The organism is Mesorhizobium sp. LNJC405B00 (assembly GCF_000502615.1).
GTDB lineage: Bacteria > Pseudomonadota > Alphaproteobacteria > Rhizobiales > Rhizobiaceae > Mesorhizobium.
Genome location: NZ_AYWC01000004.1, coordinates 25,014 through 47,264 on the forward strand (window position 1 = coordinate 25,014; position 22,251 = coordinate 47,264).

Below are 22,251 nucleotides of genomic sequence, written 5' to 3' on the forward strand. Positions count from 1 at the left end.
TTACGCCAGCTTCTCCTTGAGGAAAGCGATCGTCCGTCCCCAGGCGAGATCGGCTGCCTTCTTGTCATAGCGCGCGGCCGAGGTGTCGTTGTTGAAGGCATGGTTGACGCCGTCATAGACATAGACGGTGTATTCGACATGGGCGGCGTCGAGCGCCTTCTTGTAGGCATCGATGCCGGCGTCGATGCGCTCGTCCAGCCCGGCATAGTGCAGCAACAGCGCCGCCTTGATCTTCGCCACATCCTCGGCCTTCGGCTGCATGCCGTAATAGGCGACGCCGGCGGCGAGATCGGGCGCGTTGACCGCCAGATTGTTGACCGTGCCGCCGCCCCAGCAGAAGCCGACAGCACCGACCTTGCCGTTGCCGTCCTTCTCGCCCTTGAGATAGGCGATGGTCGCCACACCATCGGCGGTGACCTGGCTGGCGTCGAGCTTGGTGAACATGTCGCGCGCCTTGTCCTCGTCGGCGGGCGTGCCGCCGAGCGGCGACAGGAAATCCGGGGCCAGCGCCACGAACCCCTCCAGCGCAACGCGCCGCGCCACATCCTTGATATGCGGGTTGAGCCCCCTGTTCTCATGCACCACGATGACGGTGCCGAGCTTGCCGGACTGGTCCGCCGGCCTGACAAGATAGCCCTTCATCTCACCGCTGCTGCCGGAATAGGTGATATCTTCAGCCTTCACGCGCGGATCGTTGTCGGCGACGATTGCCGCCTGCGCCGAATTCGCCGCAAGCAGCGGCGCGATCGCGGCCGCCGCCGCGCCCGATCCGGCAAGCCTGGTCAGCTGTTCCATGAAGCGGCGGCGGTCGAGCGTCAGATGCGTGTATTCGTCATAGGCATCGATCATCGCCTGGGTGATGGCAGGTTTGGCAGGTTTGACGGCTTCGGCGGTGGGTTTCGTCATGGCGTGCTCCTCGTTAGGAGATGATCTCACGGTCACTCCGGGATGACTCGCGGATCAAGATAGGGTGCAAGCTCGCACGGTCCAGTCTCGGATGGGTGACGCTTGCGCCATCGAACGATGCGGCGGCCCCGCGGAACGCGCCCATCACATTTTGGTCATTTCAGAGAATGTCGATGGTGCCGCCACAATATGGAAGGAAGCTGATGATGGTCTCGCTCGTAGCGGCGAGCCCGACGAGAAGGAACAACGCCATGACCTTGTCTACTCCGATCCTTGCAAGCGCGCTCGTGCTTGCTGTTGCTGCCTTGCTGGCAATGCGCTCCGCTGCTGCCGCAGCCGCCGCTCGGATGGTGAATGTCCGCGTCGACCGGCGTCGGCCGTCACCACGCTGATCCAGCAGGCCGAAACAGGGCCGCAGCTAACCAATGAAGTACTGGGCTCCGTGCCCAGCCTCAAAGGCCATCTCTTACGCAAGCTGACCAAGGCTGCTGCTGCCCCTCATCGCCCTGCCGGGCACTTCTCCCCGTATAGTGACGGGGAGAAGGATGCCGTCATCGATGATTTCGCCAATCGCCAGCGTTGCAGGAAAGGGCGCCAACGCTGAAGCTGCCCCTTCTCCCCGTCACTATACGGGGAGAAGATGCCGGCAGGCAGATGAGGGGCGGCGCGACATTGCCAGAATATCTGCCGGGCCGATCACCTACCTAAGTCGCATCGCTGCTACTTCGGCAGCGTATAGGCCATCACATAGTCGCCCGGCTTGGTGCCGACCGAGCCGTGGCCGCCGGCGACGATGACCACGAACTGGCGGCCGTCGGCGACGGTGTAGGTCATCGGCGTCGACTGCCCACCGGCCGGCAGCCTGGCCTGCCAGAGCTGCTTGCCCGATGTCAGGTCATAGGCGCGCAGATAGTCGTCGACCGCCGCGCCCAGGAAGACGACGCCGCCGGCGGTGATCATCGGCCCGCCAATGCCGGGAACACCGACCTTCAGCGGCAAGGGCAACGGCGTCATGTCATAGACGGTGCCGTTGCGGTGCTTGTAGGCGATCTTGCCGGTTCTGAGGTCCGCTCCCGCCACATAGCCCCATGGCGGCGCCTGGCAGGGCACGCCGAGCGGCGACAGGAACGGCCCCATCACCACCGCATAGGGTGCGCCCTCATTGCGGTTCAGCCCCTGCTCGCTGCCGCGCCCCTCATCCGGGGGCGGCACCTGGTCGCGCGGAATGAGCTGCGATTTGAACGCCAGATAGGTCGGCATGCCGAACATCACCTGCCGCACCGGATCGACGGCGACACCGCCCCAGTTGAAGGTGCCGAAATTACCGGGATAGACCAGCGAGCCCTGCACCGATGGCGGGGTATAGCGGCCCTCGTAGCGCAGACCCTGGAATTCGATCCGGCAGGCCAGCTGGTCGAACATGGTGATGCCCCACATGTCGGCGCCGGTCAGCGGCCTCGGATTGAAGGAGAGATCCGAGACCGGCTGCGTCGGCGACGTGTGATCGCCCTCGACAGCGCCGCCCGGCGCCGGCACTTCCTTGATCGGGATGATCGGCTCGCCGCTGCGCCGGTCGAGCACGTAGAGGTCGCCCTGCTTGGTCGGTCCAACCAGGCCCGGAACGACGCCGGCAGCGGTGGTGATGTCGACCAGGGTCGGCTGTGCCGGCACATCCATGTCCCAGAGGTCGTGATGCACGGTCTGCCGCACCCAGCGCACTTGTCCGGTGGCCAGATCGAGCGCGGTGATCGAGGAGGAAAACTTCTCGACATTGGCGCTGCGGCCCATCCCGAGCTGGTCCGGCGTCTGGTTGCCGAGCGGCACATAGAGCAGGCCGAGCTTCTCGTCGGCGCTTGCCGTCGACCACATGTTGGGCGAGTTGTGGGTGTAGGTCTGGCCTGCCGCCAGCGGCGTTGTCTGGTCCGGATTGCCGGAATCCCAGTTCCACACCAGGGCGCCGGTGTCGACGTCGAAGGCCCGGATGACGCCGGACGGCTCTTGCGTCGAATAATTGTCGTTGACCGCGCCGCCGATGATGATCTTGCCGCCGGCAATCAGCGGCGCCGAGGTCGAGTAATAATAGCCCGACTTCGGATACGGCATGTTGGTCAACAGATTGAGCGTGCCGGCCTCTGCGAAGGACGGGCAGACCTGGCCGTTGGCGGCGTCGAGCGCGATCAGCCGCGCATCCGAGGTCGGCAGATAGACGCGCGTCGCGCAAGGCTGGCCGGCGGCGATCTTGGCATCGGCATAATAGGACACGCCGCGGCAGGTCTGGTGCTGGCGGTCCTTGTCGAGCTTGATCTTGGGATCGAAACGCCATTTCTCCTTGCCGGTGGCGGCATCGATGGCGATGGCGAAATTGTGCGGCGTGCAGATATAGAGCGAGTCGCCCACCTTCAGCGGCGTCACCTGGTAGGTGGTTTCGCCGACATCGTCCGGCCCTTTCACGTCGCCGGTCTGGTAGGTCCAGGCCGGCTGCAATTTGGCGACATTGTCGGGCGTGATCTGGTCGAGCGGCGAATAGCGCTGGCCAAATTGCGTACGGCCGTAGAAATGCCATTCGCCCGGAGGCACATTGCCGCCGAGATCGGCAGTCGGCGTCACCTTGTCGGCGCTGAGGTCGCCGGCGATGTCCTTGGGATCGGCCGTCATCGAATAACCGGCGACGGCGAGCGAAGCCAGCACGGCCAGAATGAGCGGCGCGCGCGCGTCGGGGCCGGTCAGGCCCCGTCTTGCCCATGGCGTCAGCAGCCACAGCGCCAGAAGCACGATGATGCCGCCGCGCGGTCCGAGTTCCCACCAGTCGAAGCCGATTTCCCACACCGCCCAGGCCAGCGTGCCGAGCACGATCGCCGCGTAGAGCCAGAGCGCCGTCGATTTGCGCCGGAAGAGCAGCCATGCGGCGATCAGGAAGGCGAGACCGGTGATGACATAGTACCAGCTGCCGCCCAGCATCACGAGCCAGACGCCGCCGCCGCCAAGTGCGAGGCCGATGAGGAACAGGATGAGGGAGGTGATGACGACATCCAAGACGATACTCCTTCGACTGATGCGCATTCCGCGACGCGGCCATGGGCAAAGGTATGCCAATCCTGCCCCCGGCGGTACAACCTTCTCCCGGCCGCCGTGCCTGTCAAGCCGCCGGGGAGCGATCCATGGCGAAACCAAAAGGCCATGCCGCAGGCTCTCTTGCGTAACAGGGCGTTTTTCGAGGCCACACGCCAAGGTGGCAATCCCGCCTTGCCGGCATCCGGGTTTTCCAGCAGTCTGCTTTGGACCAACCATCAGGAGCAACCAGAGTGACGTCATTCGCCTCGCCTCTGACGCGCGTAGTCCTTGTCCTCTGTAGCTTCGTCGCGCTCACGGCCGGCACGGTGGCCGCGCCGGCACAGACGCTTAGCGAGATCAACAAGGCAAACGGCTTTCACGAGATGCTGATGGGCATCGGTCCCGGCATCGCCGCAGCCACGAAATCCATACCCGAACCGTTACCGGCAAATTTCCAGGACGCCTTGTCGGTCGCGCTGGAAGGCGCCTTCGACGCAGTCAAAATGGAGACTGCCATCGAATCGCGGATGGCGGACAGGCTGTCGGCCACCGATCTGTCCGACCTCGCAGCGTTTTACGCTTCCCCGTTGGGCAAGCACGTCACCGCTTTGGAAATTCAGTCGTCTGGCCCGGAAGGCAGGCAAAGCAAGAAGACAGAGGGCAAGCAAATCCTCGCCGAGCTTCCGACCAAGGATCCTGCCCGGCTCGAATTGTACCGCAAGATCGTCGACGATATCAGCGCTGTCGACACCGGCGAGGCGATAGCGCTGAACATGAGCTACGCGATGGTTACGGGGATGCTGGGCGCAGCCGGAAAGCCTCTGTCGGACGAACAGATCATGGCGCTGGTGCGTCAGCAATCCGTGAAAATTCGCCAGAACATCGAACAGAATGCCATGCAGGGTAGCGCTTATACGTACCGGGATCTCCCGCTCGGCGATCTCAGACTGTACTCGACATTCCTGGAGTCACCCGCGGGCAGCCGCTATTACGACCAGATGCTGACGGCCTTTGGCATGGTGATGACAGAGGAAGCGCGCTCGTTCGGACATCGATTGTTCGTCGCGCTCGGTTACCGAAAGGCCTGAGCCGCAGTATCAGGCACTTTAGCAGAACAAAACGTAGACACTTCTGGTCTTTCGCTCCCGAATCACTACATTCGGGGGAGATGTCCGGCTTTGCGGAAGACATGCCCTTTTTTGACGAACCCAATGCGCGGCCCGCGGCCCCGTCGGGCATAGCCGCGCGCGCCATGGCGGCCCGCAGCGGCCCCAACAGCGGGCCCGATTATCTCAACGGCCTCAACCCCGAGCAGCGGCTGGCGGTGGAAACCACCGAAGGCCCGGTCCTGGTGCTGGCCGGCGCCGGCACCGGCAAGACCCGCGTGCTGACCACCCGCATCGCCCATATCCTGGCCACCGGCAGGGCTTTCCCCTCGCAGATCCTGGCGGTGACCTTCACCAACAAGGCCGCGCGCGAGATGAAGCAGCGCATCGGCCATCTCGTCGGCGAAGCCGTCGAGGGCATGCCGTGGCTCGGCACCTTCCACTCCATCGGCGTCAAGCTCTTGCGCCGCCACGCCGAGCTGGCCGGGCTCAAATCCGATTTCACCATCCTCGACACCGACGACGTCGTACGGCTGATCAAGCAGCTGATCCAGGCCGAAGGCCTCGACGACAAGCGCTGGCCGGCCAAGCAGTTCGCGCAGATGATCGACGGCTGGAAGAACAAGGGCCAAGGCCCCGCCGACATTGCCGAGGGCGACGCGCGCAGCTTCGCCAACGGCAAGGGCCGGGAACTCTACAAGGCCTATCAGGAGCGGCTGAAGACGCTGAACGCCTGCGACTTCGGCGATCTGCTCTGCCACCCGATCCGCATCTTCCGCGCCAATCCGGACGTGCTGAAGGAATACCACAAGCGCTTCAAATACATCCTCGTCGACGAATACCAGGACACCAACACCGCGCAATACATGTGGCTGCGGCTGCTGGCGCAGCGGCCTACCTCCCCCTCGATGGGGGAGGTCGCGCCNTGGCAGCGCCGGCGCCAGTCACCCCTCCCCGCCGCTTCGCGGCGACCCTCCCCATCCAGGGGAGGGTAAAGCGCGATCGGCCGAAGGCCGCAAGCCCGACCGGGCGTCCGAGCCGTTGCGAGGCGACTCCCGCGACGCCGAAGGCGCGCAAAAAAGAGGGGGCGGAAGGCCCGCGCCGGCAGGCGCGGAACAGCCCGTGAGCGTGAATATTTGCTGCGTCGGCGACGACGACCAGTCCATCTATGGCTGGCGTGGCGCCGAGGTCGACAACATCCTGCGCTTCGACAAGGATTTCCCGGGCGCCACCATCATCCGGCTGGAACGCAACTACCGCTCGACGGCGCACATCCTCGGCACCGCCTCGCACCTCATCGCCCACAATGAGGGTCGCTTCGGCAAGACGCTGTTCACCGAGAAGGTCGCCGAGGACGACGAGAAGGTGCATGTTCACGCCGCTTGGGATTCCGAGGAGGAAGCCCGCGCCGTCGGCGAAACCATCGAGACCTACCAGCGTGCCAAGCACAAGCTGAACGACATGGCCATCCTGGTCCGCGCCTCCTTCCAGATGCGCGAATTCGAAGACCGCTTCGTCACGCTCGGCCTCAATTACCGCGTCATCGGCGGCCCGCGTTTTTATGAGCGCATGGAAATCCGCGATGCGCTGGCCTTTTTCCGCGTCGTCGCCCAAGGCGCCGACGACCTCGCCTTCGAGCGCATCGTCAATGTCCCCAAGCGCGGCCTGGGTGAAGCCACCATCCGGCAGATCCACGACACGGCGCGGAGCTTGCGCATCCCGATGCTGGAGGCCGCGGCCAAGCTCGCGGAAAGCGATGAGCTGAAGCCCAAGCCGCGCGCGGCCTTGCGCGAAGTGGCGGCCAATTTCGAGCGCTGGCAGAAGGCGCTGGAAACCACGCCACACACCGAGCTCGCCGAGACCATTCTGGAGGAGAGCGGCTACACCGACATGTGGAAGAACGACCGTTCGGTCGAGGCGCCGGGCCGGCTGGAAAACCTGAAAGAGCTGATCCGCTCGATGGAGGAGTACGAATCGCTGCGCTCCTTCCTCGAGCATGTCGCGCTGGTCATGGACGCCGAGCAGAACGCCGAGCTTGACGCCGTCAACATCATGACGCTGCATTCGGCCAAGGGCCTCGAATTCGAGACCGTGTTCCTCCCCGGCTGGGAGGAAGGCCTGTTTCCGCACCAGCGCGCGCTGGACGAAGGCGGCCGCTCCGGCCTGGAGGAAGAGCGCCGTCTCGCCTATGTCGGCCTGACCCGGGCCAAGAAGAACCTGCATTTGTGGTTCGTCTCCAACCGCCGCATCCACGGCCTGTGGCAATCGACCATCCCGTCGCGCTTCCTGGACGAACTGCCGGAAGCCCATGTCGAGGTCGCCGAAAACGGCAACTCCTATGGCGGCTACGGCAATACCTATGGCGGCGGTTCGTTCGCGTCGGGCCGTGGCGGCCAGGGCGCAGGACGGCAGAACCCCTACGGCGCCTCGCGCTTCGACAATGTCGGCGCGGAAAAATCCGGCGCCTTTTCCAACACCTATGCCACGCCCGGCTGGCAGCGCGCGCAGGCCAACCGCACCGAGGCCACCGACCGCAACTGGGGCTCGCGCTCCGGCCATCAGGTCGAGCGCATCGGCTATGGCGAGACCGACAGCGGCTACGGCGCCGGCCGCACCTCGGTCAAAGGCCGCACCATCGACGGCGAACTGGTCGCCAAATCCGTCGCCGACACGCCGTCAGCCTTTAGTGTCGGCGACCGCGTCTTCCACCAGAAATTCGGCAACGGCAACATTTCCAACATCGAAGGCAACAAGCTGACCATCGACTTCGACAAGGCCGGCCAGAAACGCGTGCTCGACGGGTTCGTCGCGGCGGTGTGAGCGCCCGCTTGTCCTGTTGTCCTACAAGCGACCACATTGTTGTAGTCTGGCGGAGCCCTCCCCGCATCGTCATCCACGGGCGGAGCAAGGAGCGTAGCGACGCAGCGTAGACCCGAGGATCCATCCCGCGTCTTCAACGCGTTGCCACGGTGCGGAATCCTGCGCAGCTGCACTCCAAGGTCGCGGAATGGATTCCAGGGTCTACGCGACGGAGCTTCGCTCCTGCTCCGCCCTAGAATGACGAAGCGACGGGCGTCTGCCCAGTCGTCGGGGCATGCGGTCCGCAACATGAGCGTCCCCGTCAATTTAGCCCGCCCCTCACCTGTACCGCGCCTGGTTCCACTTGTGCCCCAGCAGCGACAGGATGATGATCAGCCCGTTGAAGAACTGGACGTAGAAGCCGCTCAGGCCCGCCGCCACGACGCCGGTCTGGATGAACGACACGGTGACCGCGCCGATCGCTCCACCGGCAACCGTACCGATGCCGCCCCAGGTCGGCGTGCCGCCGACGAACACTGACGCCAGCACCGGCAGGAGATAGCCGTCGCCCGCGGTCGGCCACCAGGTGAAGTTGATCATCACCGAAAACGTGCCGGCGATCGCGGCCCCGATGCCGGTGAAGATGAACACTTTCACCCGCACACGCTTGACGTCGATGCCCATTTGCTGGGCGCTGTCGGGGTTGTCGCCGACCACCCTCACCTGCGCGCCGAAGCGGTGGCGATTGTAGAGCATCGCCGACAAAATGACGAAGGCGAGCGCCCAGAAGACCTGCACCGGAAAACCCCACACCTGACTGGAGAAGATGGTGTACGCCCAGCTGTCGCTGAGACCGGTCAGCGCCGTCGACCTGCCCTCGTTGATGATCTGGATTAGGCCGCGCAGCAGGAAATTCATGCCGAGCGTGGCAATCAGCGACGACAGCCCGCCATAAACGACCAGTGATCCGACGAGAAAGCCGAGCAGCGTGCCGGTGATGAGTGCGGCAGCAATGCCGAGGAACGGATCATAGCCGGCCTGCACCACCAGCGCGAACACCCACGAGGCAAAGCCCATGGTTGCGGGAAATGACAGGTCGATCTCGCCGCAAGTGACGACGAAGACCAGCGGTACCACCACGAACAGCGCAACGGGCAGCGTGGTCAGCACGGATCTGTAGAGATACCAGGTGGTGAACACGGTTGGGTTGGCGATCAGGAACGCCGCCATCATGATGATGAACACGGCGAGGGTGCCGAGCGCTGCGCGGTTGTCGATGACGAAACCGCGCAGCCAATGGTCGGACGGGTGCTTCCACTCAGGCCGGGCTGCCTTGCCGCCGAGCGGGCTCTGCAGATCGGGTTCCATGGTCTTGCTCATCGTGCTGCCCTCTCCGCGTCGCCGGCCTCGTGCAGCCCCGGCAATCCTCCGGGATGCGCAACGTCTTCCATGAAATTGATCAGCTCTTCGGCCGACTTGACCTCGGTGCGATCGGCGGTCAGCGCCACCTTGCCGCGGTCAATCACCACGAAGCGGTCGGCGATGTCGAAGACATGGTGGATGTTGTGGCCGATGAACAGGATCGAACGGCCGCTCGCCCGCACCTGGCGCACGAAATGGAAGACCTTGGCGGTCTCGGTCAGCGACAGCGCCGTCGTCGGCTCGTCGAGGATGATCAGCTCGGCCTGCTTGTAGATGGCGCGCGCGATCGCCACGCCCTGGCGCTCGCCGCCCGAGAGCTGGCCGACGATCGAGTGCGGCGTGAACACCTTCGAGGTGAAGCCGATCTCGCGCATCAGCCGGCTCGCCTCCTCTATCTCTTTATTGACCTTCAGAAAGCCCATGAAGCCGGTGAGTTCGCGGCCCATGAAGATATTGCGCACAATGGTCTGCTGCACGGCCAGCGCCCGGTCCTGGAAGACCGTCTCGATGCCGGCGTCGCGCGAGCGTGCCGCACTCCAGCCGGTCACCGGCTTGCCGCGCACCAGGATCTCGCCGCTGGTCGGCTTGACGACGCCGGACAGGATCTTGATCAGCGTCGATTTGCCGGCGCCATTGTCGCCGATCAGGCCAACCACCTCGCCGCGGTCGACCGAGAGATTGACCCCGCCCAGCGCATAGACCTGGCCATAGGATTTGCTGATGTCGCGCAGTTCGATGATGCGTTCGGCCATGGCGATCCTCGCTCCTGTGGTATCATCCCGGCCTGGTGCCGGCGGTCCTGCCGGCCGGGCTTGCGCCCAGCCGGCAGTTTGGGAGGTCAGCGCAGCGCCTGCTTGGCGAGCTCGGCGACGATCTCGTAATTCTGCGGCGTGACGAAGCCGGCGCCAGTGTCGACATTCATCGGCGCCAGGCCCAGCACCACCTGCTGGCAAAGGCTGAGGATCGGCAGATAGCCTTGCAGAAACGGCTGCTGATCGGCCGTTAGTTGCACCCAGCCGCCCTTGAACGCCTCGACGATCTGCGGGCTGGTGTCGAAGCCGAAATTGAAGATGTCGCCCGGCTTGCGCCCCGCCGCCTGCATGTAGGTGGCGACGTTGCCCAGCATCTGGCCGCCGGGATAGCCGACCGCCTTGACGTCGGGATTGTTGAGCAGGGCCGCGGTGATCACCGGTATCGCCAGATTGGGGTCGGACGCCCATTCGCCGCTCGGCGGCGACGACAGCTGGATGACCTCGACGCCGGCTTCCTTGAGTGCTGCCACCGTGCCGCGCTCGCGCGCGCCGCGGGCCTCGTTCTCGAACGGGCCGATCATGATCGCCTTGTCGCCGGACTTGAGATTGCCGAGCTTGAACGCTTCGACGCCGAGCGCGCGGCCCTGCTGCTCCTGCTGGGCGCCCACATAGCCGCCGCCGAACGCAGCCACCACCGTCGGCACCGGCACGTTCTGGTACATCATCTTGATGCCGTCCTTGTGCGCCTGTTCGGCCAGCGGCATGATCGCGGCGTCGCCGGGATGGCCCATCATGGCAATGCCGTTGGGCTTCACGGCGACGGCCTCGCGCAATTGCTGAACCATCTTCTCGACGTCCCACTGCGAGAAGATGTAGTCGACCTTGGGTCCGAGATCGGACGCCGCCTGCTTGGCGCCATTGTAGACGATGGTGCCGAAAGCGTCGCCCTCGGCGCCGCCGACGAAAAAGCGGATGTGGACATCCTTGCACCACTGGGCGTCGAGCGCCTGCGCCGGCAGAGTGGAGATGGCAGCGCACAGCGCCGTGGCGGCGGCCACGACGGTCGAGCGCAGAAGTGTCGTTCTCATTGCGATGCTCATGCACGTTCCTCCCTTTTGTCCTCGGTGAGCCGAGGGGTTTCGTCGTTCGCCTGTCGGCAGTGCTTGTCGGCAGTGCTTGGCAATCTGTCAGGCCGGCTCCTCCCACCGGCCCTCGGTCACGCCGGGTTCGGCAGGTAGGTCGCTCCTCCCCGGCATTGCTTGAGGTATTCCAGCCCGCGCACCTGGCCTGTGATTTCGAGGTCGCCGCGATAGACCGGGTCGTGCCAGCCCTCGATGTCGATGGCGCCCTTGTAACCGGCCAGCCGCAATTCGCTGATCACCCGCGTCCAGTCGCTGTCGCCAAACCCGGGCGTGCGCATCTGCACGAAGGGCAGCTTGCCGAACACGCCGTGCTCGCGGATCACATCCCAGCGCACCGTCGCGTCCTTGCCGTGGACATGGAAAATGCGCGGCGCCCATTTGCGGATCTGCGGCATCGGGTCGATGAGGTAGACAAGCTGGTGGCAGGGCTCCCATTCGAGGCCGAGATTGTCGTCGGGCAATTCGTTGAACATCAACTCCCAGGCATCGGGATTGTGGGCGATGTTCCAGTCGCCGGCCGCCCAGTTGCCATCCATGGCGCAATTTTCGAAGGCAATGCGCACGCCCTTGTCGGCGGCGCGCTTGGCCAGTGGTCCCCAGACCTCACGGAAGCGCGGCAGGCTGTCGGTCAGCTTCTTGCCGCGAAGGCGGCCGGTGAAGCCGCTGACCGTCGAGGCGCCGAACAGATGCGCGTTGTCGATGACGGTTTCCCAGGCCGCGAGCACGCCGCGATCGACCTCGCCATCCTCCAGCGGATTGCCGAACACGCCGATCGACGACACGGCGACATCGGCATCGCCGATCGCCTCGCCAATCTCACCGGCGAGCCGCGCCAAATCCTTGCCGCCCAGCGTCTGCCAGAAGAAGGGCTGGATGCTCTCGAAGCCGAGCGGCAGAATCTCTTTGATGTAGGCGGCCGGGTCTTCGAGATTGGCCCGCACCATGGTGCCGATGCGGATGTCGAGAAGCGGGTTTGGCATCATGATGCTTCCTGTGTGATTGCGACGCGCCGTCCGGTCTCGGCGCTTTCGATGGCGCCAAAAACCATGGCCAGGCTTTTGATGTTGTCGCTGCCACGGGTTTCCGGCTCGCTGCCGGTCTCGATGGCGTGGATGAAATCCTTGATGATGCCGAGATGACCGCCGACGCGGTCGGCGGAATCGAGCGGCGGTACTGTGATGGGCTGGGTCAGGTCGAACAGGCCGTCGCGGACCGACAACACAACCTCGGCCTTCAGTCCGTCCTCGCCGTCCCAGACCAGGCTGCCGTGCTCGGCGACGATGCGCCACGTGCTCTCCCAGCTGGTGCGGAAGCCCGCCGCGCACCAAGAGCCTGCGTAGGTGAACACCTTGCCGCCGCCGAGATCGAAGATAGCGCTGGCCGACGATCCCTGCCGGTACCAGGAATTCGCCGGCTCCCATTCCTGGCAAAAGACGCCGGCGGGATCGCCGCCGACCATGTAGCGGGCGGCGTCGAAAGTATGGATCGCCATGTCGAGCAAAAGCACATGCGCCATCTCCTCGCGGAAGCCGCCGAAATGCGGCGCGACGAAGAAATCGGCATGGATGCTGGTTGGCTTGCCGATGGCGCCGGAGTCGAGAAAGCGCCTGATGCGCCGGACATTGGCGACGTAGCGGCGGTTCTGCACGACCGCATGGATACGCCCCGCGTTACGTGCCGCATCGACGATGGCGCGCGCATTTTCTGGAGTATCGGCCAGCGGCTTTTCCGTCAGCAGATGGCAATTATGGGCAAAGGCGGCAAAGGCGACATCACGCCGGGCGGCTGGAACCACGACATCGAACACCGCGTCGGGCCTGGTCTGGTCGAGAACCTGATCGAGGCTGGTGCCGATGACGGCGCGATCGAGCCCGTATTCGCGTGCCCTCGCCCGCGCCCGTTCGGCGTCGAGATCGACAAGTCCGACAATGGCCAACCCGCCGATCTGCCTCGCGGCATCGAGCCAGGCCTTGCTCATCGCACCACAGCCGACGAGGACGGCATTCATCATCCGGCATTCCTCCCGTCCGGTCCCTCCAGACCGAATGTCACGGCATTTCCGGCATCACCGTAAACGCTTTTCCGTAAACGTTTACGAGAACACACCCGATGGCGTAGAATGTCAATCGGCTGCCAGCGAAAATCATCCCGAAGCCTTGGCCTGGGCGGCAGCCGGTGCTAGCCAAGACAGGGGGAGAACTGTCCTTGGCGTCCAGCATCCATGACCTCGCGCGTCACCTGAACATTTCGATCGGCACCGTGTCGCGGGCGTTGAACGGCCGCGCCGACGTCAATGCCGACACCCGCCAGCGCGTGCTCGCCGCCGCCAAGCAATTGAACTATTCGCCCAACCAGTCCGGCCGCAGCCTGCGGCAAGGCACCACCCATTCGATCGCCTTCATGCTGCAGCCGCATCCGGGCGACCAGCAATATGGCGAACCGTTCTTCATCCCGTTCCTGATCGGTCTGCAAGGCCGGCTTGCCGAGTATGGCCTGGATTTGATGGTCGTCATGGGTGAGCCCGGTCAATATCAGCAGGAGAGGCTGCGCCGCGTTGTTGAGACGCGCCGGGCCGACGCGGTCGTGTTGGCCAATACACGGCGGGAAGACGATCGGATCGACTATCTCAGCAAGGCCGGCTTTCCCTTCGCCACGCTTGGCCGAAGTCAATCCGGCGACGACACCTATCCTTCGCTCGATATAGATTTCGAGAGGGCGGGTGATGAAGCCGTCGACCGGCTGGTCGCGCGCGGCCACCGCCGCATTGCCGCCATCCGCCCTTCGCTTGATCTCAACTTCGGCTACCTGTTCCTCGACGGCTACCGCAAGGCGCTGGAGCGGCATGGCATCGAAGTCGACCCCGGCCTGATCGCTGACGGCTTCATCAACGAGGCCGGAGGCTACCAGGTGACGCCGCGCGTGATGCTCTCCAAGGACCGGCCCACAGCCATCATCTTCAACAATGACGCAATGGCGCTCGGCGGCTGCAAGGCACTGGCCGAAATGGGCATCAGGCCCGGCCACGACATCGCGGTGATCGTCATCGTCGACACGCCGCTCTGCCGTTATTTCTCGCCGGCGCTGACCGCCTTCCGTCCGTCGCTGGAGCCGATGGGCCGGCGGCTGGCCGAAATGTTGCTGGCCTCGCTTCCCGCCTTTGCCGGCCCGGAAGGTCCGCGCATCATCCGCGAAGTCTGGCCGCTGGAGCTGATCGCCCGCGACAGCGATTGATCCGCCGCGGAAGGCCGGCGGGCCTCAATCCACCTTCTTCTCGCCCCGCTCGCCGGCCTTAACGATGTCGCCGGTGGTGAACAGGATTTCCTTCAGTTCCGTGCGCCAGTCTTTCTTCTGGCGCAGCAGGAATTCCAGATCCATGCCGAAATGCTTGAACTCCTCGCCTTGCGCGTTCTTCATGATCGCCTTGGCCTGAGGGTCTTTCTCGACCGACATGCGCTGTTCGTACCAGCTGATCGCCTCGGCCTCTTCGATCAACGAGGTGATCATGCGGGCAAAGGTCCGCACCTCCTGCGTCAGTTCTTCCGGTGGCTCGTGATACTGATCGAAACCCATTTATCCCTCCTGGGCCCGGGGCTCGACCGGCCATCGCAGGCGACGCTTGGGCTCGCGTGCAACGGATCAGGCTGGAAAATGGTTCCGGAGCGCGTGCGACACGGTCTGTCACGCAACTATCATCTTCGCGTCCTAGACCGCTCATCGGTGGGCGCGGCATCGTCGATTGCGGCGGCTTCGTCATCCGGCCGTTCCGGCCCGTTCCGTCACAAAGAGGTTATCCCATGAAAAATCTGCACCGAACCGTGTCGCTCGGCGCCGCGCTGGCGCTGTTTACCGCCCTGACCCCTGCCCTTGCCGACAGCACCGCCACCGTTGGTGGCTTCGTCAACAAGGGCCTGGTCGGCGTCGGCCGCATTCCGGCCGATCAGAAGGACAAGTTCGGCGAGACCTTCGGCTCCGGCTCCGGCATGTCCATCGACGCCGCAAGCTGGACCCGTGGCGCGGACGGCTACAAGGGCTCGCTCTGGTTGCTGCCGGACCGTGGCTACAATGTCGTCGGCACCACCGATTACCGGCCGCGCCTCAACACTATTCGCATCGAGTTCACGCCGGTAGCACTAGGCGCCACGCCCACCTCCGGCCAGGAACAGACAGGCGTCAAGGCGACGCTTGCCGATTCCCTGCTCCTCACCGACGACAAGGGCGCTGACGCCACCGGCCTCGATCCGCTCAACGGCGTGCGCGCGGCCAATGGCGACCTGCCGATCCTGCCCGAGGCCAATGGCAAGCTGGCGCTCGACAATGAGGCGATCGCGCGGCTGCCCGACGGCACCATGTTCATCTCTGACGAATACGGCCCCAACATCTACCGCTTCTCGGCCGACGGCCATCTGTTGTCGGCAACGCAGCCGCCCGCCGCTTTGGTGCCGATGCGCAAGGGCGCGCCGAACTTCGCCTCCGACAATCCGGGCCCCGGTGCAGCCGAACCCGATCCGAAGGATCCCGAAACCGGCCGCCAGAACAATCAAGGCCTCGAAGGCATGGCGCTGACGCCGGACGGCAAGTCGCTGATCGCTGTGCTGCAGTCGGCGCCCCGCCAGGATGGCGGCGATTCGCCCGCGACGCGCCAGAACACCCGTGCGCTGGTCTATGACGCCTCCGACCCGGCCCATCTCAAGCTGGTGCATGAATATGCCGTGCCGCTGCCGGTGTTCAAGGACGCCAAGGACAAGACCAAGGTCGCCGCGCAGAGCGAAATCGTGGCGCTGTCCGACAAGACCTTCCTGATGCTGGCGCGCGACAGCGGAAACGGCCAGGGGGTGAAGGGCGATACTTCGCTGCTGCGCCAGATTTTCGTCGTCGACGTCTCTGGCGCCACCGACATTGCCGGCGGCGCCTTCGATGCCGCCGACAAGCCGCTGGCGCCCAAGGGCGTGCTCGACCCCTCGGTGACCCCGGCCAGGCTGACGCCGTTCATCGACATCAACGACAACAAGGAACTTGGCCGTTTCGGCCTGCATGACGGCAAGCCCAACGACAAGAACAATCTGTCGGAGAAGTGGGAAGCAATGTCTGTGGTCAGCGTGCTCGATCCGGCGCTGCCCGACGACTATTTCCTGTTCGTCGGCAACGATAACGACTTTCTCACCCAAGACGGTTTTCAGGTCGGCGCGCCCTACAAGGCCGACGACGGCGCCGATGTCGACACCATGTTCCTGGTCTATCAGGTCACGCTTCCGGGCCTCGCCAACAAGTAGCCGTATACGGAAAGGCGGACGCGCCCGGCGCGTCCGCCTCTAACCGTTTGTCGGCGATCAGCGATGCCGTGAAGGCACCTATTTCAAAATCTCCGCATCCCTTGGCACGCCGGCATCGATCGGCTCGGCGGTCCGGCTCGACACAGCCATGATCTTGCCCGCGGCCGACAGGTTCGGGCGCACATAGACCTGGGCTACGCCGTTGACCCGGCTGTAGAGGTCGATGATGTCCTGGTTCATGAAGCGCACGCAGCCCGACGACGCGTTCTTGCCGATGGAATCCCATTCCGGCGTGCCGTGCAGCCGGTACATCGTGTCCTTGCCGTCGCGGAACAGATAGAGCGCACGCGCGCCGAGCGGGCTCTGCGGTCCCGGCGGCATGCCGTCCTTATATTTCGCCAGTTCCGGCCGGCGCTGGATCATTTCGGGCGGCGGCGTCCACACCGGCCATTTCTTGCGCGCCTGGATCACGGCGCTGCCGGTCCAGCCAAACCCGGCCTTGCCGAGGCTGACGCCATAGCGCATTGCCTTGCCGCCGTCGCGCACCAGATAGAGAAAATGCTCGGATGTATCGACAACGATCGTGCCGGGTTTTTCGCCGGTCGGATCGTCCACGATCTGGCGCACGAACTTCGGATCGAGCTTGGCCACGGGGATTGCCGGCAATGAAAAGCCCTCATCGACGCGCGCCGAATACATGGTGGCGGCATCGCCGAAAGCGGGCTCGGGTGCGGGTGCCGGCGCCGGCGTTGGCGGCACCACGACATCGGTCGTGGTGCAGGCTGAAAGCGCCATGGAAGCGGCACCCAAAGCGGATATTCCAAGAAACGCGCGCCGGTTCAGGCGCTCGGAAAAAAGCGGATTGTCGGACATGATCCCCCCAGCCTATTCATCATATCCAACAGGATATGCGACCCCACGCGGCGACGACCCATATCCCATTCCGGATGTTTTGAGAACTGATTAGCGTGAAGCCGCCAGGTGGCATGTTCCAATGCCGCATCGACCTTGTCCGTCAAATCGGCGATCATTGCCGGGCGGACTTTGAGATGAACCTTCGCCGAACAGCCCATGGACGAAAAAATACCACCGCGCCGGCGCACCGGCGACCTGACCAGCGGCCCGATTCCGCGCACGCTGCTTTTGTTCGCTCTGCCGGTGCTCGGCTCCAACGTGCTGCAATCGCTCAACGGTTCGATCAACGCCGTCTGGGTCGGCCGCTTCCTCGGTGAATCGGCGCTGACCGCCACCTCCAACGCCAATCTGGTGCTGTTCCTGATTCTCGGCACCGTGTTCGGCATCGGCATGGCCGCGACCATCCTGGTGGCGCAATCGGTCGGCGCCCGCGACCTGCCCGAGGCGCGGCGCATCGTCGGCACCAGCGCCAGCTTCTTCTTCCTCGTCTCGGCTATCTTCGCCGTCTGCGGCTGGATCTGGGTCGACGCCATCCTCAACACACTGGGCACCCCGCCCGATGCGCTGCCGCTGGCGCGCTCCTATCTGCGCATCATCTTCGTCGCCGTGCCGATGATGAATCTTCTGTCCTTCGTCATGACGGTGCTGCGCGGTGCGGGTGATTCGCGCACGCCATTCCTCTTCATGGCGCTCGCCGTCGTGCTCGACATCATCCTCAATCCGCTGCTCATTCGCGGCATCGGCCCCTTCCCCGAGCTCGGCATCGCCGGCTCCGCCACCTCGACGCTGATCGGCCAGACGGTGAGCGTGATCGCCATCCTCGTCGTGCTTTATGCCAGAAAGCATCCGTTGCGGCTCGCCGGCGCGAACCTCGCTCTGCTGCGGCCGGATCCGGCGCTGCTCAGGATCGTCGTCCTCAAGGGCGTGCCGATGGGCCTGCAGATGATCGTCATTTCGGCGGCGGCGCTGACCGTGATGGGCATCGTCAACTCCTACGGCTCGCAGGTCGCCGCCGCCTACGGCATCGCGGCGCAGCTGTGGACCTATATCCAGATGCCTGCGCTGGCGATCGGCGCCGCAGTCTCGTCGATGGCGGCCCAGAATGTCGGCGCCGGGCGCTGGGACCGCATCGGTCGCATCGCGGCGTCCGGCGTCGGCTTCAACCTGGTGCTCACCGGCGCCCTGGTGGCGCTGCTGTTCTTCTTCGACAGGCCGGTGCTCGGCCTGTTCCTTAGCGGCGACAGCACCGCAATCGACATTGCAGCCCACATCAACAAGGTGGCGTCCTGGTCGTTCATCCTGTTCGGCGTCACCATCGTGCTGTTCGCCACTGTGCGCGCCACCGGTGCCGTGATGCCGCCGCTGATCATTCTGGTGATTTCCGTGCTGGTCGTGCGTACCGGCTTTGCCTACTTCTTCAGGAGCTACATCGGCGAGGAAGCGCTGTGGTGGAGTTTTCCGGCGGGATCGATCACCTCGCTGGTGCTGGCCGCCGCCTATTATCGCTTCGGCCGCTGGCGCACCATGCACATGATCGAGGACCGGCCGGCCGCCGGCGAGCCGCCCGACACCGGCCTCGGCATCCCGCGCGGACGGGCAAACATGGCGCCCGGGACGCCAAACGGGTGAGGCTCAGCGCGCGTATTTGACGCCGAACCCCAGCGCTACGACAGAGAACAGCGTGATCATGCCGGCGAAGGCCAGGCTTGCCGTCGTCGGAGTGGCCCAACTCGACAGCAGCCCAATGCCGATCACCGGCAGCGCATTGCCGCAGAAGCAGCAGATGAAGAAGGCCGACACCAATTCGGCGCGACGCTCGGCAGGTGCGATCTGGTTCACCACCTGCAGGCCGCCGCGATAGCCGAGCGCCGCCGCCACGCCGCATACAGCGGTGGCGGCAACCATCAGGGACATCGACGCGAAAAACTGAGCAGCAACCATCAGCCCTACGGCCGGGATCATCAGCGCCAGCGCGGCCAGCATGCCGGCGCGACTGGACAGTCGGGTCGTGGCCAGAATGGTCGCGGCCGCAACGATCGACAGTTCAAAGAACAGCCCGCCGGCCTCGGCATGGTTGGCCACATGCAGCTGCTGCGCCAGGATGCTCGGCGCCAGGGCTGCATAGAAGCCGACCAGCGCCATGGCGCCGAAGCCGGTGACGGCTGGCGCCACGAAAGCGGCGCGGATATCAGCGGGCACCGACAGCCGCGGCCGCAGCGAAACATCGGCCAGCCTTCCCGGCCGCGAAACGGTTTCCCTGGTGCGCCAGATCAACAGCGTCACCACCACGAGCAAGGCAAGATAGACCGCAAACGTTAGTCTCAACGGCCAGGGCGCATATTCGGCGAGCAGGCCCGATGCCAGCGCGCCGAGGCCAAGGCCAACGAAGTTGGTGCTGGTGGCGATGATTGCCGCGCGCGATTTGTCCTTACCCTCGATCAATTCGGCAAGCCAGGCTGTGCCCGTTCCCGCGCCGATGCCGATGCCAAGGCCGCTCAATATGCGGGCGACATCGAGCCAGGCGACATTCTCGGCCAGCAGGAACACCAGCGCGCTGACCACCGCTATGGCCATCGACGCCAGCGCCGCAGGACGGCGGCCAATGCCGTCGGACAAGCGCCCGAACATCAGCAATGCGCCGAGGTTGCCGACGACATAGACAGCGTAGACCAGCGTCAGCGTGATCTGCGAGAAACCGAAGGCCTGCTTGTAGATGACGTAAAGCGGCGTCAGCACCGTGCTCCCGGCGAACAGAGCGGCGATCATGGCGGCAACCGCGGCCATCGCGGGCCGGCCATCGAATCCGTTGTCGCGCGTTATGGTCTCGGCATAGCTGGTCATGGCAACCTCCGGCCAATCGCCCAACGCCCAATTGCGCCCCAACGTCCATGTAATGGCGGCCGTTCCACGTGCCGAACTTCATCCTGACAACCTTGTCAGGATGGTCTTGCCCGAAATCCTCGCTTAACGTCTTTCCATCCAGAGGGAGAATCCATGGGAAAAGGCAGAGTCGAGGCATTCACCGATGGCGTCGTCGCCATCATCATCACCATCATGGTGCTGGAGCTGAAAGTGCCGCATGGCGAGGATTTTTCAGCGCTTCTGCCGCTGTGGCCGATCTTTTTCAGCTATGTCTTGTCGTTCATCAATGTCGGTATCTACTGGAACAATCTGCACAACATGTTCCACACCGTCCAAAGGGTCGACGGCCGCGTGCTGTGGGCCAACCTCAACCTTCTGTTCTGGTTGTCGCTGATGCCGGCAACGACGGCCTTCATGGGCGAGAACCATTTCGCGCCGGTCCCCGTCGCCGTCTACGGCATCGAGCTGGTGCTGTGCGCGGTCGCCTACACCTTTCTCGCCACCAAGCTGCACCATTTGCACGGCAACGACACCGCCTTCGCCAAGGCGCTGGGCAATGACCGCAAGGGCAAGATCTCGGTGGCCCTCTACGCCGCCGCCGTCCCGCTTGCCTTCGTCAACCAATGGATCGGCGTTGCGATCTTCGTGCTGGTGGCCGCCGTCTGGTTCGTGCCGGACACGCGTTTTTCGCGGGTGCTGGAAAAGTAGCGTAGGACGCCTCTACTTGCGCATCGCCTTCAGCTTTTCGGCAACCGACGCCGCAAGGTCGGCATAGCGCTCCTCCAGCCGCTCGGCCGCCTTGATGATCGAAAAATCATGGCCGAATTTTTCCAGCGCCATGCGCAATTTCTCAACGAACTCGGCCTGTTTTTCGAGTGCCGAAAACAAGGTCTTCACCTGCGCTTCGCTTATGTCCGGATTGGCAAGCATCTGTGGCACCTCGCGGCCCATCTGGTCGCCGGTGGCGGTCTGCTCCTTCAGGATCGCAACCCAGTCGGTCAATCGGCAGTCTCCTGTTCGGCCGCAGCATGCACAGCCGCCGTTGATGCGGTCAACCCGAACACGCGGGACGGCCTTGCACGATGCGCGTCCCGCGCTAAGTTCGGCGCCACCCGAACCCTAGGAAAAAGATCATGAACTCCGACGCCGAAATCCAATCCGCTTTGCCCGCCCTCAGCCGAGGCAACGTCGCCGTCATCACCGGGGGCGCCAGCGGCATCGGGCTTGCCGCTGCCAAAAGGCTGGCGGCTATGGGCATGAGACTGGTGCTGGCCGACATTGGCGGCGCGCGCCTCGATGCGGCCCGCCAGGCAGTCGCCGCGATCACCGGCGAGAATGCCGTGCTTGCCGTCGCCACCGACGTGTCGAAGGCCGACGAACTCGGCCGGCTGGCGGAAAAGACGCATACCGCTTTCGGCGCCGTATCGCTGCTGATGAACAATGCCGGCGTCGGCAACAATCCGGGAAAACCGTGGGAGAACGGCGACGCCTGGAAGCGGCTGATCGACATCAATTTCTGGGGCGTCGTACATGGCGTCGAGGCCTTTGCGCCGGCCATGCTGGCCTCCGGAGAGCCGGGCCTGATCATCAACACCGGCTCCAAGCAAGGCATCACCACGCCACCCGGCAATCTCGCCTACAACGTCTCCAAATCGGCATTGAAGACGTTCACCGAAGGCCTGGCGCACGCATTGCGCAACGAGCCGGGCGCGAAGGTCGCGGCGCATCTTCTCATTCCTGGCTTCACCTTTACCGGCCTCACCGAAGGAGCGGTCGAAAAACCCGCTGGCGCCTGGACCGGCGAGCAGGTGGTCGACTTCATGCTGGCTTCGCTGGCGCGCGGGGACTTCTACATCCTGTGCCCCGACAATGAGGTGATGCGGCCGACCGATGAAAAGCGCATGGCCTGGGCGATCGGCGACATCATCGAGAACCGGCCTGCTCTCTCGCGCTGGCACCCCGACCATAAGGACGCTTTCGCGGCCTTTATGGGAAACTGATCGTCGAACTCAGCCAAAGCCGAGAC

The 22,251-nt window shown here is 64.4% G+C and carries 18 protein-coding genes and 2 pseudogenes; 9 read left to right on the forward strand and 11 right to left on the reverse strand.

The window, feature by feature from the left end; all coding sequences use genetic code 11:
- Positions 1–906 carry a dienelactone hydrolase family protein gene (locus X756_RS156010; RefSeq protein ID WP_023729329.1) on the reverse strand — a complete coding sequence of 302 codons (906 nt, stop codon included), beginning with the start codon at positions 904–906 and terminating at the stop codon, positions 1–3.
- Positions 907–997: 91 nt separating this feature from the next.
- On the opposite strand from X756_RS156010, the gene X756_RS1000000168690 reads away from it, so the two are divergent.
- Entirely contained in the window at positions 998–1,510 is a 513-nt protein-coding gene (locus X756_RS1000000168690) for a hypothetical protein (RefSeq protein WP_155922556.1), read from the forward strand.
- Positions 1,511–1,626: 116 nt separating this feature from the next.
- On the opposite strand, the gene X756_RS156005 is transcribed toward X756_RS1000000168690, so the two are convergent.
- Positions 1,627–3,939: a glucose/quinate/shikimate family membrane-bound PQQ-dependent dehydrogenase gene (locus tag X756_RS156005; RefSeq protein WP_023729331.1), complete on the reverse strand. Its 2,313-nt coding sequence runs from the start codon at positions 3,937–3,939 to the stop codon at positions 1,627–1,629.
- 269 nt (positions 3,940–4,208) lie between these two features.
- Between X756_RS156005 and X756_RS156000 the strand changes: the two genes are divergently transcribed.
- The 3 genes and pseudogenes from X756_RS156000 to X756_RS1000000170525 form a co-directional block, all read left to right on the forward strand.
- Positions 4,209–5,045, forward strand: coding sequence for a DUF2059 domain-containing protein (locus X756_RS156000; protein WP_023729332.1), 837 nt, complete (start codon positions 4,209–4,211; stop codon positions 5,043–5,045).
- An 80-nt stretch (positions 5,046–5,125) separates the two neighbouring features.
- A pseudogene (locus tag X756_RS1000000170520) lies at positions 5,126–5,971 on the forward strand (UvrD-helicase domain-containing protein); the annotation flags it as partial.
- A gap of 220 nt (positions 5,972–6,191) precedes the next feature.
- Positions 6,192–7,883: pseudogene (locus X756_RS1000000170525) on the forward strand (3'-5' exonuclease); the annotation flags it as partial.
- Between the two features lie 318 nt (positions 7,884–8,201).
- On the opposite strand, the gene X756_RS155995 reads toward X756_RS1000000170525, so the two are convergent.
- From X756_RS155995 to X756_RS155975, 5 genes are all read right to left on the reverse strand, one after another.
- Positions 8,202–9,242 (reverse strand): ABC transporter permease, encoded by a 1,041-nt coding sequence (locus X756_RS155995; RefSeq protein ID WP_023725342.1) that lies wholly within the window; start codon positions 9,240–9,242, stop codon positions 8,202–8,204.
- Entirely contained in the window at positions 9,239–10,036 is a 798-nt protein-coding gene (locus tag X756_RS155990) for an ATP-binding cassette domain-containing protein (protein ID WP_023668308.1), read from the reverse strand. Before X756_RS155990 ends, X756_RS155995 begins: the two co-directional genes overlap by 4 nt.
- A gap of 86 nt (positions 10,037–10,122) precedes the next feature.
- Positions 10,123–11,136: a substrate-binding domain-containing protein gene (locus X756_RS155985; protein ID WP_023682113.1), complete on the reverse strand. Its 1,014-nt coding sequence runs from the start codon at positions 11,134–11,136 to the stop codon at positions 10,123–10,125.
- A 116-nt stretch (positions 11,137–11,252) separates the two neighbouring features.
- Positions 11,253–12,161: a sugar phosphate isomerase/epimerase gene (locus tag X756_RS155980; protein ID WP_023750934.1), complete on the reverse strand. Its 909-nt coding sequence runs from the start codon at positions 12,159–12,161 to the stop codon at positions 11,253–11,255.
- Entirely contained in the window at positions 12,158–13,189 is a 1,032-nt protein-coding gene (locus tag X756_RS155975) for a Gfo/Idh/MocA family oxidoreductase (protein WP_023729333.1), read from the reverse strand. Before X756_RS155975 ends, X756_RS155980 begins: the two co-directional genes overlap by 4 nt.
- A 194-nt stretch (positions 13,190–13,383) precedes the next feature.
- On the opposite strand from X756_RS155975, the gene X756_RS155970 reads away from it, so the two are divergent.
- Positions 13,384–14,409: a LacI family DNA-binding transcriptional regulator gene (locus X756_RS155970; RefSeq protein ID WP_023712453.1), complete on the forward strand. Its 1,026-nt coding sequence runs from the start codon at positions 13,384–13,386 to the stop codon at positions 14,407–14,409.
- Between the two features lie 24 nt (positions 14,410–14,433).
- On the opposite strand, the gene X756_RS155965 is transcribed toward X756_RS155970, so the two are convergent.
- On the reverse strand, positions 14,434–14,748 hold the full coding sequence (locus tag X756_RS155965; protein WP_023712452.1) for a hypothetical protein: 315 nt from the start codon (positions 14,746–14,748) through the stop codon (positions 14,434–14,436).
- Between the two features lie 224 nt (positions 14,749–14,972).
- Here X756_RS155965 and X756_RS155960 point away from each other — a divergent pair, with 224 nt between their 5' ends.
- Complete coding sequence (locus tag X756_RS155960; RefSeq protein ID WP_023729334.1) at positions 14,973–16,448, forward strand: esterase-like activity of phytase family protein; 1,476 nt, start codon at positions 14,973–14,975, stop codon at positions 16,446–16,448.
- Between the two features lie 78 nt (positions 16,449–16,526).
- Here the strand turns inward: X756_RS155960 and X756_RS155955 are convergent, their stop codons facing one another.
- Positions 16,527–17,321: a L,D-transpeptidase gene (locus X756_RS155955; protein WP_023699596.1), complete on the reverse strand. Its 795-nt coding sequence runs from the start codon at positions 17,319–17,321 to the stop codon at positions 16,527–16,529.
- Between the two features lie 198 nt (positions 17,322–17,519).
- Here X756_RS155955 and X756_RS155950 point away from each other — a divergent pair, with 198 nt between their 5' ends.
- The gene (locus X756_RS155950) at positions 17,520–18,992 is read left to right on the forward strand and encodes an MATE family efflux transporter (RefSeq protein WP_023729335.1); all 1,473 of its coding nucleotides are present in this window, start codon (positions 17,520–17,522) and stop codon (positions 18,990–18,992) included.
- 3 nt (positions 18,993–18,995) lie between these two features.
- Here the strand turns inward: X756_RS155950 and X756_RS155945 are convergent, their stop codons facing one another.
- Positions 18,996–20,204 carry an MFS transporter gene (locus X756_RS155945; protein WP_023729336.1) on the reverse strand — a complete coding sequence of 403 codons (1,209 nt, stop codon included), beginning with the start codon at positions 20,202–20,204 and terminating at the stop codon, positions 18,996–18,998.
- Between the two features lie 153 nt (positions 20,205–20,357).
- Here X756_RS155945 and X756_RS155940 point away from each other — a divergent pair, with 153 nt between their 5' ends.
- Entirely contained in the window at positions 20,358–20,933 is a 576-nt protein-coding gene (locus X756_RS155940) for a TMEM175 family protein (protein WP_023729337.1), read from the forward strand.
- A gap of 12 nt (positions 20,934–20,945) precedes the next feature.
- On the opposite strand, the gene X756_RS155935 is transcribed toward X756_RS155940, so the two are convergent.
- A complete protein-coding gene (locus tag X756_RS155935; protein ID WP_023668298.1) occupies positions 20,946–21,227 on the reverse strand; it encodes a hypothetical protein in 282 nt (93 codons plus the stop codon).
- A 131-nt stretch (positions 21,228–21,358) separates the two neighbouring features.
- Between X756_RS155935 and X756_RS155930 the strand changes: the two genes are divergently transcribed.
- Positions 21,359–22,225 carry an SDR family NAD(P)-dependent oxidoreductase gene (locus tag X756_RS155930; protein ID WP_023690888.1) on the forward strand — a complete coding sequence of 289 codons (867 nt, stop codon included), beginning with the start codon at positions 21,359–21,361 and terminating at the stop codon, positions 22,223–22,225.
- The last annotated feature ends 26 nt before the right edge of the window (positions 22,226–22,251 follow it).